Origin of the sequence: Caenimonas sp. SL110 (genome assembly GCF_001044395.1) — a bacterium.
Classification (GTDB): Bacteria; Pseudomonadota; Gammaproteobacteria; order Burkholderiales; family Burkholderiaceae_C; genus Ramlibacter.
Genome location: NZ_JANU01000033.1, coordinates 21379 through 37043 on the forward strand (window position 1 = coordinate 21379; position 15665 = coordinate 37043).

6 protein-coding genes are annotated in these 15665 nt (G+C 64.2%); 3 read left to right on the top strand and 3 right to left on the bottom strand.

Features of this window, described 5'->3' with window-relative positions; genetic code table 11:
- Window positions 1–53: 53 nt before the first annotated feature.
- Window positions 54–1202, top strand: a complete 1149-nt coding sequence (gene dnaJ, locus AQ12_RS16330; RefSeq protein ID WP_048441013.1) for a molecular chaperone DnaJ — start codon at window positions 54–56, stop codon at window positions 1200–1202.
- Between the two features lie 168 nt (window positions 1203–1370).
- Here the strand turns inward: dnaJ and dinD are convergent, their stop codons facing one another.
- The gene (gene dinD, locus AQ12_RS16335; RefSeq protein WP_048441014.1) at window positions 1371–2213 is read right to left on the bottom strand and encodes a DNA damage-inducible protein D; all 843 of its coding nucleotides are present in this window, start codon (window positions 2211–2213) and stop codon (window positions 1371–1373) included.
- A gap of 294 nt (window positions 2214–2507) precedes the next feature.
- On the opposite strand from dinD, the gene AQ12_RS22225 reads away from it, so the two are divergent.
- Window positions 2508–3035 carry a MarR family winged helix-turn-helix transcriptional regulator gene (locus tag AQ12_RS22225; protein ID WP_053076770.1) on the top strand — a complete coding sequence of 176 codons (528 nt, stop codon included), beginning with the start codon at window positions 2508–2510 and terminating at the stop codon, window positions 3033–3035.
- Here AQ12_RS22225 and AQ12_RS16345 read toward each other — a convergent pair.
- Together AQ12_RS16345 and AQ12_RS16350 are read right to left on the bottom strand one after the other, a co-directional pair.
- A complete protein-coding gene (locus AQ12_RS16345) occupies window positions 3017–7723 on the bottom strand; it encodes a calcium-binding protein (protein WP_048441015.1) in 4707 nt (1568 codons plus the stop codon). The genes AQ12_RS22225 and AQ12_RS16345 overlap by 19 nt on opposite strands.
- Window positions 7724–7748: 25 nt before the next feature.
- Entirely contained in the window at window positions 7749–11903 is a 4155-nt protein-coding gene (locus tag AQ12_RS16350; RefSeq protein ID WP_048441016.1) for a hypothetical protein, read from the bottom strand.
- A 120-nt stretch (window positions 11904–12023) separates the two neighbouring features.
- Here AQ12_RS16350 and AQ12_RS16355 point away from each other — a divergent pair, with 120 nt between their 5' ends.
- Window positions 12024–15458: a tetratricopeptide repeat protein gene (locus AQ12_RS16355; protein ID WP_161799041.1), complete on the top strand. Its 3435-nt coding sequence runs from the start codon at window positions 12024–12026 to the stop codon at window positions 15456–15458.
- The last annotated feature ends 207 nt before the right edge of the window (window positions 15459–15665 follow it).

A 15665-nucleotide genomic window follows, 5' to 3' on the forward strand; every position in this document is an offset into this window, starting at 1 on the left:
CGCGGCGTCTTCGTTGATGAAGGTATGCAGTAACAGGCGAATGACGGAAGAACATGGCCACCAAGCGCGACTATTACGAAACCCTGGGCGTTCCCAAGAACGCCTCGGACGAAGAAATCAAGAAGGCTTATCGCAAGCTTGCGATGAAGTTTCACCCTGACCGCAACCAGGGCGACGAAAAAACTGCGGAAGTGAAATTCAAGGAGGCCAAGGAGGCCTTCGAGATGCTCTCCGACTCCGAAAAGCGCGCCGCGTACGACCAGTACGGGCACGCAGGGGTCGATCCCAACATGCGCGGCGGTGGCGGTCCGGGGGCTGAAGGCTTCGGCGGATTCGCGGAAGCCTTCGGCGATATCTTCGGCGACATCTTCGGCCAGCAGCGCGGCGGTGGCGGCGGTGGTCGCGGCAAGCAGATCTATCGCGGCAGCGACCTGTCGTACGCGATGGAAGTCACGCTCGAAGAAGCGGCTGCGGGCAAGGAAGCGCAGATCCGCATCCCCTCCTACGAGCAATGCGAGCCCTGCCACGGCTCGGGCGCCAAGCCCGGCACGCAGGCCAAGACCTGCACCACCTGCCACGGCCAGGGCGTCGTCCAGATGCGCCAGGGCTTTTTCAGCGTGCAGCAGACCTGCCCCACCTGCCGGGGCTCCGGCAAGATCATTCCCGAGCCGTGCACCGTGTGCCACGGCCAGGGCCGCGGCAAGAAGCAAAAGACGCTGGAAGTGAAGATTCCGGGCGGCATCGACGACGGCATGCGCATCCGCAGCGCCGGCAACGGCGAGCCGGGAACCAACGGCGGCCCGCCGGGCGACCTCTACATCGAGATCCGCCTGAAAAAGCACGACATCTTCGAGCGCGAGGGCGACGACCTGCACTGCGTGGTGCCCATCAGTTTCACCCGGGCTGCGCTCGGCGGCGAGATCGAAGTGCCAACGCTGCAAGGCAAGGCCGCGATCGACATCCCCGAAGGCACGCAAGCCGGCAAGCAGTTCCGCCTGCGCGGCAAGGGCATCAAGGGCGTGCGCAGCAGCTACCCCGGCGACCTGTATTGCCACGTCTCGCTGGAGACGCCGGTCAAGCTCACCGAGCACCAGCGCAAGCTGTTCAAGGAGCTGGACGAGTCGCTGAAAAAAGGCGGCTCCAAGCATTCGCCGACTGAAGAGAGCTGGGGCGACAAGCTCAAGGGGTTCTTCGGGGCGTAGCGGTCAGGAAGATCCCCGCAGGTCTGCAAGAAACTCAGAAGCGGGGTCGGCGCGATTTACCGAGCGACTTCAGCCACCACGCACATCGGTTGACCTCGCAACCCCGGACTTCCTCAAGTCTGCTGGTACGGCGATGGGGCAGGAAGTCGGGGTCGCCATGGTTGTGAATCAGGATTCGAGTGCGTCAGGTTTTTTGAGCACCAGCTTGTCAGCGGCAGCCAGACGACGCTCGACCTTTTTCACGTCTTCGGCCGGCGGCAGGCTCTCAGGGCGGATCCCGCGTTGCAGCAGGGTGTCGCGCACGGCCTGATTGTTGGTGACGTGCTCTCTGGCGATCGCAGATTCGCTACCCATCTGGTGCTGCCGTGCGTTGAAGATAGTGATCTCCGCGGCGAAGTCCTTGGCCTTGAGAATGATGGTGGGCGCAAAGTCGGCCAGTGGGCGGCTATCCGGTACTTTCCATTGCGACTTCATGGCTTGCGTGGACCTGCCAAACAGGGCGCCATCGCCTTTGCTGCGAATCAGCGCGAAGTCCTGGTTGCCGCCGGTTCTTTCGTAGATCACGGCAGACAGTTCTTTTTCTGTTTCCGACAATTTCTTGCGTGCCATTACCCGTTCGGCTTCCAGCAGGCGTTGCTCGATCAGTTCGGCCTTGCGGGTTTGCACTGCAAAGTAGGTCTGGGCGAAGGCGATTGCCTGCTTGCGTGGATCGCCGTTCTGGGCAATCAGGTAGCAGGCGTAGCGGGTGAGCATGAGGTCGTCCACCTCTTTCTCGGCACCCTTGGGCATGGCGATCGTTTTGTTGACGTCAACAAAATGATCTGCCACCGAGTGTCCAGACAGTTCACAAGCAGTTTTGGCCTTGCTAATCACGGCACCAAAGTTACGCCACTCGGTATAGCCCAACAGGTGTTGCAGATCACGGGCCAACCAGTATTCCACCCCTTGTTCGGTGCGCTGTGCGTGACCTTCAAAAGTGTCGGTCAGCGTTTGAACGATTTCGGTCTTCATGGATTCCTATTCGTAGGGGTGCCGGCTGCAACGGCGTCGCTTTATGGCGCACCCGATCGCTTGGTCGAGTGTCTCTGACTGGCTGCGATGTTTTTAAACGACCGCCATGTTAGCTGGCTCGCCGCGCCATGCCATGCCCGAGGATGCTCCTGCTGCGTCTGATTCCGCAAACGCCACCGCCCCTCCCCCCGGTCTCGTCGCCACCGGGTGGACTCCACCGCGATATCTCATTCCTCTAGCGTTTTTTCCATGGTTGAGCGCAGAATGCGGTGATCGTCCCAAGAGGGCCATGCCATGTTCGAATCCCGCGCTCCGGCTTTCAGCCAGCTCATCGCCTGGCAGATCAACAGCACGTCCGATGCACTGCGACGCGAAGCCGCGATGCGCATGAAGCGCGATCACGACATCAGCCTGGTCGAGTGGCGCACGCTCGCGCTCATCGAGGCCATGCAGCCCGTGCGATTGCGGGACGTGGCTGCCGAATCCGATTCCGACAAGGCGCAGATCAGCCGCATCGTCAGTGGCCTGGTCGAGCGCGGCCTGGTCGAGCGCCAGGCGGTCGCGCAGGACGCGCGCTCTGCGCATCTGCGCCTGACACCGTCGGGCACCGAACTGGCCGCCAAGCTCGCGGCGCTGTCGCAGGACCGCGACCGCATGCTGCGCGCAAGTTGCGATGGGGCGAGCATGGAGGTGATGCTCGCAACGCTGGCAGTCATCAAGGAAAAAGCGAGCGAGCTGAACGAAGCCGGGGAGCGGCAGCAGCCTGCCTCCAACCCGGCTGCCAACCCAGGCTCCAATCCGGTCTACAGTTCCGGCACGTAGGCAACGCCGGTCTGTGCCAACCCGGCCAGGTCGATGTGCAACACGTTGAAGTCGACCTCGGCGGCCAGCATGCCGAAGACGGCCTGCGTATTGCCCATGTCCAGGAACGCGATGAGGTCGGCCACCACTTCAAGCGAGGGCGGCGCAAAGCCCGCGATGTTCTCCCACACCTGGTAGACGAAGTCCTGGTTGCTGTGGGAACCCGCGAGCGCTCCGAAACGGTCTGACGCAGCCGCGTACCCGGTGACCTCTTCGTAGGTGTTTCCGGCGTCTAGCATCGCGATGTACTCACCCACCAGCGCCTTGTCAGCCAGGCCGTCCAGGCCGAACATCGCACCGACGATCTTGGCGGCTGTGCCCGCGTTGCCCGACATCACGTCGTAGGCGCGCGAGTAGTCGTTGAACGACACGCGCTCCACGTCGATCAGCTGCGCCGTGCTGAGGCCCGCAAGGTTGACCGACAGCCCGAAATCATTGTGGCTCACGATGAAGCTTGCGGCCGGTCCGTGGAACAGCGCGCGATCAATCCCCGAGCCGCCCAGGATCGTGTCATCACCCCCGACGCCATCGAGCAGGTCATTGCCCTCGCGCCCGGAGATGTAGTCCCAGCTGGCGCCTGCGACCAGCTGGTCGTCGCCTTCGGTTCCAGGCGTTGTCGATACGAAGCCCTGGTTGTAGCGGATCGCAGCCGGCAGCGGCGGCGTGTAGTCCGCCGCGATCACTGCCATCCCAGCCTGGGTGATGAGGCCCGCGTTGAGGTACCCGGCGAACTCGCCCAAAGTGGCCGCGTCAGGCAGCGCGCCAGCCAGGTTGAAGTAGAACTCGTTGACGAATGCTTCATTCGAATGCGATCCGGCCGCCTGAGCGAAACGATCCGAGCACACGATCGCGGTGGCGACTTCTTCCAGGTTGAAGCCGCGATCGAACATGTCCAGGTAGTAGCCGATGGTGTCCGCCTCTGCGACGGCTTCAGCGCCCAGCAGCGTATGCACGATCTTGACCGCCAGGCCGCCCGAGGCACCCATGTCGATGGCCCAGGTGCCGTCGGCAAACTGCAGGCGCTCGAACGAGGTGAGCGAGTCATTGCCGTCGGCCGCCGCGCCTGTGGCGCTCACGGTGTACGAGTCGGGCAGCAGGCTGAGGGCGTATTCCACGCGCGACTGCGTGTAGGTCGCCGTGTCGATGCCCGCGCCGCCATCCATCGAGTCGTCGCCGCCGTTGCCGGCGACCTCGTTGTTGGTTTCGTTGCCAGTGATCGTGTTGGACAGATCGTTGCCGCTGCCGCCCAGATCGACCACGCCCGGTGCCAGCACCAGGTTCTCGACAAAGTTCGCCAGCGTGATGTTGACGCTGGCGATCACGGTGTCGATGCCGCCGCCGATGCTGGAGGCCAGCGGTGCGTCTTCGCCATCGGGCGCCGATCCGTCGCCCTCCACAACCACATCGTCCTCGTCATCGACCACGTATTCGTCATCGCCGCTGCCGCCGGCCATGGTGTCCACGCCGGTGCCGCCGTCCAGGTAATCAGCACCCTCGCCGCCGATGATCGAGTCGACGCCTTCGTCGCCGTAGATCGCATCGTCGCCTTCGCCACCGTTGATGCTGTCGTCGCCGCCGCGCCCTTGCAGCAGGTCGGCTTCGCCGGTGCCGGGGAGTTCGTCTTCGGTGTCGCTGCCTTGTTTGATGACGAGCGTTCGGTTGTCAAATTGCAGGGCTTCAACGTTGCGCACACGGTCGATTCCGTCGGGGCCGATCACGATGAGGTCGAAGTTGCCCACTTCCACCAGCACCTGGTACTCCGACAGGTTGCCGGTGAAGACAGCCGTGTCGAATCCCAGCCCGCCATCGAGCAGGTCGTTGCCCGCACTGCCCACCAGCGTGTCGTCGCCGTCACCACTGTCGATGGTGTCGTTGCCCGCGAGTCCGTCCATGTAGTTGGCTTCGGTGCTGCCGATCAGGCTGTCGTCGTGGTTGTACGAGCCGCGCACGCCTTCGATGCTGATGAGGGTGTCAGCACCGTCGCCTCCAGCGGACGTTCCGAGCTGCAGATTGACAAGAACCGCGCTGGTCGAGTTGTAGTAGTCCGCGACGTCCAGGCCCAGCCCGCCGTCGAGCGTGTCTGCGCCCTGCGCGCCGCGCAGGCGGTTGTCGCCGTCATCGCCAGTCAAGGAGTCGTCGTGCTGGCTGCCGCGAATGCGCTCGATGTTGATGAAGGTGTCCACGCCATCAGGGCCGGACGAAGTGCCAGTGACCAGGCTCACGACGACAGGACCTGAGGCCTGGAAGTAATCCACCGAATCCTTGCCGTCGCCGCCATCGATGATGTCGTTGCCGCCGTTGCCGCGAAACACGTTGTCGCCATTGCTACCCGTGAGCGTGTCGGCCACCGAACTCGCGAACACGCCCTCGATACCGCTGATCGTGTCATTGCCCTCAGCGCCCGTCACAAGGCCGGTTGCGAAGTTGAGATTGATCGCGCCGGACGCCGCGGAGTAGGAGACCCAGTCCGGCCCGAGCAGCGGATCGTTGGAGCCACCGTCCATGCTGTCGTTGCCCATGCCACCGTACAGGGTGTCCTGGCCCGCGCCGCCCATGATCGTGTCATTGCCGCCTCGCCCCTGCAGATCGTTGGAAGCGGCCGAACCGGTGATCGTGTCGGCGCTCTCGGAGCCGCGCGCGTTCTCGATGGAGATCAGGGTGTCGCTTCCAGTGCCGCCGGTGGCGGTTCCCAGCGCGAGATTGACGTTGACGGCGCTGGTGGATTCCCAGTAGCTCACGCGGTCGGCCCCGGCGCCGCCATCAATCGTGTCATTGCCGCCGCGAGGTTCGATGTGGTCGTCGGTGTTCGTGCCTGTGAGGACGTCGGCGTACTCGCTGCCAATGAGTCCACGAAACCCGGAGATGACATCGTGGCCGTCTGCGCCAAATGCCTGCCCGAGCTGGAGATTCACCGAAACACCGCCCGTGGCAAACCGGTAGTCGACCAGGTTGAAGCCGAGGTCGGTGCCGGTGGAGTGGCCGCCATTAATCGTGTCGTTGCCCGGGCCGCCGCGAAAGATCTCGTTCATCGCGCGGTTGGTGCCGGAGATGAAGTCGCTGAAGCTCGATCCCACGACCTGCTCGATGTCGATCAGCACGTCGTTGCCGCCGCCGCCCGCGGAATTGCCTGCCGTGCCGGCGGCACCCAGGACCACAGTGACAGCGGAGCCGGCGTCGCCGTAATAGGCGGCGTCGTATTCGGAGTTGATGTTCGCCGTGTTGGACAGCGACAGGTTGGCGCCGCCGTCGAGTGTGTCGTTGCCCGAGCCGCCGCGCAGGAAGTCCTGGCCTGCACCGCCCGAGACGCTGTCATTGCCGCCCCGGGCCTCGATGTCATTGGCCGCGCCGTCGCCAACAATGGTGTCGCCGGATTCCGAACCACGAACATTCTCGATGCCGATGAGTTGATCGGTGCCGCCCCAGCCGTCGCTGGCCGTGCCTGTTGCCAGATTCACGTTGACGCCGGCCGGCGAGTTCTGGAAGTTCACCCGGTCGGTGCCGCCAAAGCCATTGATCGTGTCGTCGTCGCCCAGGCCCTCGAACGACTCGAAACCGGCCGTACTGCTTCCGCGCAAGGTGTCTGCAAAGTGCGAGCCGCGCGCTTCCTCGATGCTGATCAGCGTATCGGTGCCGCCGAATCCATCCAGCGCCGAGCCGGTGCTCGTGCCGCCGAGCAAGACGCTCACCGGATTCGGACTTGAGCTGTAGGACACACGGTCGTATCCGGCCCCGCCGTCGATCAGGTCGTTGCCGCCGTAGCCGGTGAAACCTTCGAAACCGTCGGTCGCCCCCGACCCATTGGCGGGGTTCCCACCGGTCAGCGTGTCCGAAAGCGCAGAGCCCAAGACCAGCTCAATGCCCGAGAAGAGATCCGAGTTGCCCCAGTTGTCGATGGCCAGACCGGTCGCCAGATTGACGTTCACGCCAATACCTATCGGCGGCGGCCCGTTGTCGAAGGTGTCGTCCTGGTAGCTCAACTGGTCGAAGCCCGCACCGCCGACGATCACGTCGTTGCCACTGCCGGGCATGAAGTTGTCGTCGCCGTTACCGCCTGTGAGCGAGTCGTTGCCGGCACGCGCGAAGACGTAGGCCGCGCTGTTGCCCAGAATCACCGTGTCGTTCAGGTAACTGGCGTGCACATTGCGGATACCGGTCAGCTGGTCGTTGCCCGCGCCCGGCCCGGTAGCCGTGCCGGCCAGCAGGTTGATGGTGACAGCGCCGCCATTGCCTTCGTACATCACCACATCGCTTCCACCATTGCCCACGATGGTGTCGTCTCCGAGCCCGGGGCGGAAAAAGTTGGTGCCGGTCGAGCCGGTCAGCGAGTCGTTGAACTGCGTGCCGTTGACGGCGTCGATGCCCGAAATGGTGTCGGTGCCGCCCTGCCCATCGCTCACCGCACCGGTCGCAAGATTCACGACCACCCCAGTGAACGCGCCATCGAAGGCAACGGTGTCGAAGCCGTTGCCACCGATCAGCGTGTCGTTGCCCGAGCCGCCCTGCAGGTAGTCATCGCCTTCGCCGCCGTCGATGGAGTCGTTGCCCGAGCCGCCGCCCAGGTTGTCGTTGCCGCCAAACCCGAAGATCGTGTCGTCGTCAGGCGTGCCGAAGTAGTTGTCGATGCCCGATCCACCGTTGAAGACTGCCATGTTCGCTGCTCCTGAAAGTTCGACTTCAAACCACGCTGTACTCAAGTCCCGTCAACTCAAGCGCCGGCAGGTTGACGTTGGCCAGGTTGTAGCTCACCTCTGCCGCCTGCACGGCGAACCACGCCTGGGTCTGCCCTGCTTCGATGTAGCCCACCAGCTCCGCGCGCACTTCGGGCGAAGGAAAAAAATTCGCAATGTTGTAGTACACGCGGTCCACAAAGGCTTCGTTCGTGTGCGAACCCGCCTCGCTGCCAAACCGCGTCGATGCCGCCGCCGCGCCCGCCACCTGCTCGTACGTCATGCCGTTGTCGAGCATGCCCAGATAGGTCGCCACCAATGCCTCGTCTTGCAGCGCAGGCACACCAAAGAGCGCGCCAATGAGCTTGGCGACGGTGCCTGCGTTGCCCTCGATATCCCACGCCACTGCGAGGTCGGTGAACTGGGTGCGCTCCACCGCAACCAGCCGGTCTGTTTCAGCGCCGACCATGACTTGCAGGCCCTGGTCGTCGCGCGTCAGGATCGCCTGGCTCCTGGCCGACGCAAAGATTGCAACGTCCAGGCCCGAGCCACCATCGATCGTGTCGTGGCCCGCGTCGCCTGTCAGCGTGTCATTGCCAGCGCGGCCCGTGAGGTGATCCGCGCCCGAGGTGCCCAGCAGGAAGTTGCCGAACCCGTCACCCGCAGCAACAGATGCAGCCTGCTGCTCGAACGCGATGCCCGAAACCGAAAGCGACGCAAAGCCGATGCGCGATTCGAGCGCGTCCGTGTCCGCTGCCAGCACCGAGATGCCCGCCTGCGTCAATGCGCCCGACGCCAGCACGTCCAGCAGGAACGCCTCGAAGCCCGCGTCATGAAAGCCGGCCACGTTGAAGAACATGTGCGAGACGTAATCGGCGTTGCCGTGCGAGCCTGCCGCTTGCGCGTAGCGCGGCGACGCCAGCATCGCATCGGCCACTTCCTGGTAGGTCATGCCTGCATCGAAGAGCGCCAGGTAATGGCCGACCAGCTGCGCGTCGGAGATGGCGGATGGTCCGAACAGCGTGCCGACCAGCCGCGCCGTGAGGCCCGCATGGCCATCCATGTCCAGCGCAACCCGCGCATCGGCGAACTGCAGCCGCTCAACCGCTGTCAACTCGTCCGCGCCCTCTGCGCCCGAGGTGACAGTGTGGGCTTCGCCTTGGGCAGCGATGGCATAGGCGCTGAGCGTATCGGCATAGATGGCGGTGTCGGTGCCTGCGCCGCCGTCGATCGAATCGTTGCCGCCTGCGCCCGTGATCGCGTTGCTGCCACTGTTACCTGCAACCGCGTTGTCCAGTGCATTGCCGATGGCGTCGATGTCGAGCGCACCGGACAAGATCAGGTTCTCGACACCATCGGTGATGGCGTAGCTCACGCTCGCGATGATGGTGTCTATGCCCGACCCGATGCCCACTTGCGGCTCGACACCCGGCATCGGGCGCGCGTCGGGGCCTTCGGTTTCAATCACGACATCGTCTTCGCTGTCCACGATGTAGGTGTCGTCGCCAGTGCCGCCGGACATGTGGTCCGCACCGGTGCCGCCATCGAGCAGGTCGATGCCACCGCCGCCTACGAGTGAATCCGCATCTTCGTCGCCATAGAGCGCGTCGTCGCCCTGCCCGCCGTTGAGCGTGTCCGCGCCTTCCAGTCCGCGCATCAGGTCGCTGAGCGATCCACCTGCGAGCTGCTCGGGTTCTGCCGTACCGATCTGCACCGCGTAGTCCTGGTCGGCGAAGCGCAGCAGCTCGACATCGCGCACGACGTCGATGCCGTCTATCCCCTTCACAACCAGGCCACCTGCCAGTTCGGAGACCGTGTACGCGCGGAAGTCGTTGCTGAACACCGCGATGTCATCGCCAATGCCGCCATCGAGCGTGTCGTTGCCCAGGCCGCCGGTGAGCGTGTCGTTGCCGGCGAATCCGCTGATGCTGTCCTGTCCGTCGCCGCCTTGCAGCGTGTCGGGGCCATCGGTGCCGTCGATGATGGCAAGGAACGAAACCGTGCTGACCATCTGGTCGGCCAGCGCGCCTCCGGTGCCCTGCAATCCGGTGTTGCCGTCCGAAAACGTCCAGACGATGTGCTTGTCGGCTTGCGACACAAGCACGGTGCTGGAATAGGCGATCTGGTGCATCACCGCATCGAGCAGCGCCTGCGTGGTGTTGCTGTTGAATTGCAGGGTGAGCTGGCCGCCGCCGTTCGTGACCACCGTGCCGACTTGCACCGATTGCACGACCAGGTTGTTGCCCTGGGTCAACGCCGAGAGCGAACCGCCTGCCTTGGCCGCGAAGTGATCCGACGCGATCGCGCCGCCCTCGCGCATCAAGGTCAGGGTGGTGCCCGCGTAGTTGCCGGTCATCGCATCTTTGGTTCCCAGCTGCGAGTCGAAAACCTGCACCTGCGAATCCAGCACGATGGCTTGCCCACCGAGCGTGTAGGTGTGGTTGTCAGCCGAGAACGTCGGGTCCAGGCTGCCATCGGGCATGTAGCGCGCCATGCCCAGGTCCAGGTAGAAGCCGCCGCGACTTTGCCCGACCGCAAGGATGCGGCCATCGGGCAGGATCTCGAAGTCGTAGATCGTGTCGTCGCTGAATTCGTCGAGCTGGTCGCGCGCGAAGTCGGTGATCACCACGCCGCCAGTGCCAAACGACGGGTCGAGCGAGCCGTTGTCCAGGTAACGCACCAGCACAAAGTCCCACAGGACAAAGTTGTCCGGGGTCGCGGCATACCCACCGACGACGATCTTGCCGTCCTGCTGCATCTTGACCGTGTACGCCCCGCCGCCGGCGGCCAGGCGGGTGGTGACGACACCATCGCCGCTGAAGCTCGTGTCCAGGGAGCCATTGCTGTTCAGGCGCACGAGACCGATCTCCCATCCCTGCGGCGTTGCCGGGGTGGAGAGATAACCGGCCACCAGGATCTTCTGGTCAGGTGTCACGATCACGCTCTGGGCGCGATCGCCACCCGCGTTCGGGTAGGTGAACAGGCCGCCGCTGCCGAAAGACGCATCAAGGCTGCCGTCTACATTGAACCGTGCCACCGCAACATCGCTGGATGAGCCGGTGGCACCAACCGCCACGATCTTTCCATCGGCCTGCTGCGCCAGGCTCACCGCCGCATCGGAACCCGATGGGGTGAAACTCACAGAGGCCTTGCCGTCCAGGCTGAAGCTGGTGTCCAGCGATCCGTTTGCATGGAGGCGAACGATTGCGAAGTCACCACTGTCACCGGAGGTGAGCCGCGTCTGGCCGGCAACGACGATCTTGCCGTCCGACTGGATGATCAGCGATGCGGCGCGATCGAGCCGGGTGCTGAACGCGACCTGGGTCGTGCCGCCATCGCCAAAGCTTGTGTCGAGCGAGCCATTGGCATTGAGGCGCGCGACAAAGATGTCCTCTGTGGCGCCGCTGGAGATGATGCCCGTCACCAGCAACTTGCCGTCGTCCTGCAGTGCGATAGCCCGGCACGATTCCCACAACGGACTGAGCGCCGTGGTGCGAAATCCGCCGGTGCCGAATGTCTCGTCCAGGCTGCCATCGGCGTTGTAGCGCGCGAGCCGGATGTCGCCGCCATTGATCTCGTCCGCATCGACGCGAAAGTTGCCCTGAACCACGAACTTGCCATCGGGCAGCACGACGACCTTGTTGGCCGCGAAGTTCATGCCGGACCGGTTCACGATCGTTCCCGGCTCCTGGGGCACGCTGAAATACGGCGCGCTGTTTGCCCCGGTGACCACGATGCTCGCCGTATCGGTTGCCGCGCTGAACTGGGGCAAGAGGATATGGTTGGACACGCCGCTTTGCTGGAACATGCCGCTCACCTGGCCGTCGCTCATGTCCCAGGCGCGAAACCGGATGAAAGCCTCGCCCGTGTCATCGCCCGATGGCAAAAAGCGGATGCGGGCCGACGCATCGAGCACGTAACCGAAACCGCCCGATGCATACATGTTCTGCCAGTTCGCCCCGGCGTCAGTGCTGAACTGCCAGGTCCCCAGACCCACGCTCACCGAGTCGGTCACCATGATCGCTTCAACCGTGCCATCTGCGTCGGTGATGGACCCATTCACGACCAGCGCTGCGACGGTGACACCTTGAGGGTTTGTGGCGCTGGAGGCAACCGAAGGAAAAATCGGGGTCGCCGATGGGTCGAGCACGGGTTGGGCCATTTCAAATGCTCCAGGCACTGTATCGAGGTGTATCGTTCGCCCTTATAGCCCATAGGGATGAGTTTGTCGCCACCCAATTGCCGGGAGACGGCCGCAGCTCACCCGCAGCTGGAGGACACGATGAGAATTTCTGACGTTGCGCAGGCGGTGGCGCTTTTTGCTGCCCTTGGTCCGGTGGCCGCGCTCTCGCAACCGGCTGCTGCCGCTGCGGGCGCCGAGATCGTGCTGCTCGTGGGCAAAGGCGAAAAGCGAAACACCGAACAGGCGCCCTGGTCCGGCGCCAACGTCAACGAAAAGGTCATCGCCGGCGGCTACGTCCGCACCCTGGTCAACAGCCAGATGGGCATTTACCTGCCCGACCGCACCCAGGTGCGGCTCAACCAGAACAGCCAGCTGCAGATCAAGACGATTGCCGATGCCGCGCAGTTCAACCAGACGCAATTGCAACTGACCGCCGGCCGCGCCTGGAGCCAGGCCAAGCCGCAAACGGCTCCCGGCGGGGCCAACACAGGACAGCCCAGGGTGACAGTGCAGACGCCGACCGCGACGATGGGCGTGCGCGGCACCGACTGGGAAATCGAAGTCGCGCCCAATGGCGAGACACAGCTGGTGGTGTTGTCCGGCGTGGTCGAGATGAGCAACGACAAAGGCTCGCTCAGCGTGGGTGCAGGTGAAGCCGCCGTCGCGCGCGAAGGACAGGCGCCGGTGCGATTGACGCTGGTGAACCCTGCGGGCCGTGTGCAGTGGGTGTCGTCGTGGCGGCCGCAGCCGCGCCGCTGGGCAGGCGGCGATGCGACGCGTCATTCGCAGGCGATCGCGCGGATCGAGGCGGGCGATCATGCAGTTGCAGTGGCGCAACTCAGGCCGCTCGCAGCCGCCGATTCCACAGCCGCGTTGCTGCTTGCCGACGTGCTGCTGCATCAGGGCGACATCGCAGGCGCGGCGAATGCGCTCACGCCGCATCGCGCATCGGGCGACGCGCGTGTCGCATCCTTGCTTGCCCGCGTGCTGGCGCGGCAAGACCAGACGGCGCAGGCGCGGCAGGTCGCTTCCGAAGGCCTCGCAAGGTCACCGCGCAACGTCGAATTGCTGCTCGCACAGGGCGAACTCGCTGCGCTCGATGGCGATGCATCTGGCGCGCGCGAGGCGTTCTCGCAGGCGCTGGCCGTCGAGCCGCGCAACGCCGATGCGTGGTACGGCATCGGCCTGATCGAATCGCAGCGCGAGAACGTGCGGCAGGCGCGTTATGCGCTGGGCGAATCGCTGAAGTCGGATGCTGCGCACTCGCAGGCCAACGCAGAACTGGCCGCAACAGAAACATTCGCAGGCAACCTGCAAGCCGCACGCGTGCTGTTAGAGACATTGCTCGCACGCGAGCCGGACAACTACGCCGCGCTCACATCACTGGGCGTCTACAAACTCAAGAGCGGCCAGACGGCAGCCGCGCTCGATGACTTCCTGAAGGCGGGCCTGATCGAGCCGCGCTACACGCGTGCGTGGCTGTATGCGGGCGTGGCGTTCTATCAGCTGGGCGAAACCAGCCGCGCGCAGGAAGCATTTGCCAAGGCATCGCAACTCGATCCGCGCGATCCCCTGCCCTACATGTACCAGACGATGGCGGCAACTGATGCGCTGCAATACGGCGCGGCGATCGACTCGGCGCGCAACGCACAGCAGCGCATGCCGTTTCTCAAATCGCTCAACCAGATCGCCAGCGACCAGAAAGGCAGCGCCAACCTCGGCAGCTCCCTGGCCGACTTCGGCATGGAGGAATGGGCCGGCTACTACGCGAACGAATCCATGTCGCCGTACTGGGGCGGCAGTCACCTGTTTTTAGCGGACAGGCAAACCGGCAAGTTCAATCGCAACTCTGAACTGTTCCAGGGCTTTCTCACCGACCCGGTTGCGTTCGGCGCGCCGACGCGGCGATCCAGCCTGGTGAGCGTGCCGGGTCACTACGCACGCGTGGACCTGATGGCCGAGCGCGGGGACTGGAAGCAGGTCGCGAGCACCGTCACACTCAACGGCCTGTCGGTGATGCCTGCGCCCATCGCCTACTTTGCAAGCGGCGACTTCGGGCAAGCGGATGCGGTCAATACGGGCAGCTCGGCGCGCCTGCGCAATTTCACCTTGGGTCTTGGCATGAAGCCGCGTCACGACATCGGCGTGTTTGCATTCGCGACCGAGACGCGCATGAAGGGACAACTGCGTGATCCATCGCTACCCGACGACCGGCTGGTGCAGGACGAGTCGCGCGCGGACATCGGCCTGAACTTCAAGCTCACGCCGGTCAACCAGTTCTGGCTGAAGGCCGGCAGCGGCCAGCAGGCGAACCATGTGTCGGGCACGATCTTCTCGCCCGACACCGCAGCGGCGCTGAACACCGCCCTGCGCACCAACATCATCCAGCCGAACGGCCTGCTCAACGGCTTCAATGCCGACATCGCGCAACGCGATGTGCAGTTGCGTCACGCGTTCGATGCGGGCGGCAGCCAGTGGTCCTGGGGCGTCGAGCGATCACGGCAAGAGCGGTCGGGCGGACTCACGACCACGCTGGCGCCGGTACGCATTGCCCTTGCCGAGCAATACAGCCTGCGCGCGAACGATGTCTGGGGCTCGGTGCGCCATCGCTGGGAGCAAGGCCATGAGACGCAGCTCGATCTGTTCCGCCAGCACTCGACGATTCGCCGGTCGGACTCGGATGCGCTTTTTGTTCTGCCGAACCCGAAGGCATTGGGTGCGAATACGACGAATGCGCAAAGCGACGAATCGCAGTGGAACCTGCGATTGGGCGCGCGGTTTTCACTGGCGCCGCTGCAGTCGCTTCGCGTGGTGGGCCAGCGGTGGCGCAGGCCCGCATCGGTGGGCACGCTGAGCCCGGTGGACACGCTGGGCGTCGCCGTCAACGACAGATTGCCTGCACCGGGCGGCATGTACCAGCGCACGCGCATTCAGTACGACGGCGAGTTCGGCGGCAACAGGTTCGCGCATGCATTTGCAGATCGCGAGCGCGTTGACAACGGCCTTGCAGGACAGCGATCACCCGTGTCGGACTTCGAGCTCACACAGCTTGAAAGCCTACGCGACCGGCCGGACGTGTTCAGCGCAAAAAGCGAAATCGAAGAGACACCGCGATTTGTAGAAGGCCGCATCTCCAGTATTGGTGGCGCGATGAACTGGCTGGTCAGTCGCCAGCAAAGCATTGCGGTGCGCTATGTGCATAGGGATGCGAAGCAGACGGGCGCGATGGCCGGATTGCGCATTCCGTTCCTGCCGCGCAACTACCTGCGCGTGGGCGCGCAGTGGGCGTTGCCCGATCGCTGGCTGCTGGGAGCTAGCGCGACCTGGCGCAGCGAACGCTATCGCGATGACGCCAACCGCGACCTGATCGATGCGGGTTGGGCTTTCGGTGTGACAGCGTATTGGGAAAGCGCCGACAAACGCACCAGCCTGCAGGCGATTGCAGACAACTTGCTCACGAAGAAGTCTGCGGGCAAAAGTAGTGAACCGCGGTTGCTGGTGCGGTATTCGTATAACTTTGATTGGGGGCGTTAGCGGGCAGGCTCCCCCGGATGTCATGCCGGACTTGATCCGGCATCCACCGCGAAGCGGCGACTGCGCTTGAGCAACCATGGATTGCGGGTCAAGCCCGCAATGACAACCTGAAAGCCTGTCATGCCGGACGCGCGGCTGTCATGCAGGGCCCCAGCTGTTGGAGACGACTCCGTGATGGGCGGAGCTGGCAACGATGCACTGTGGGGC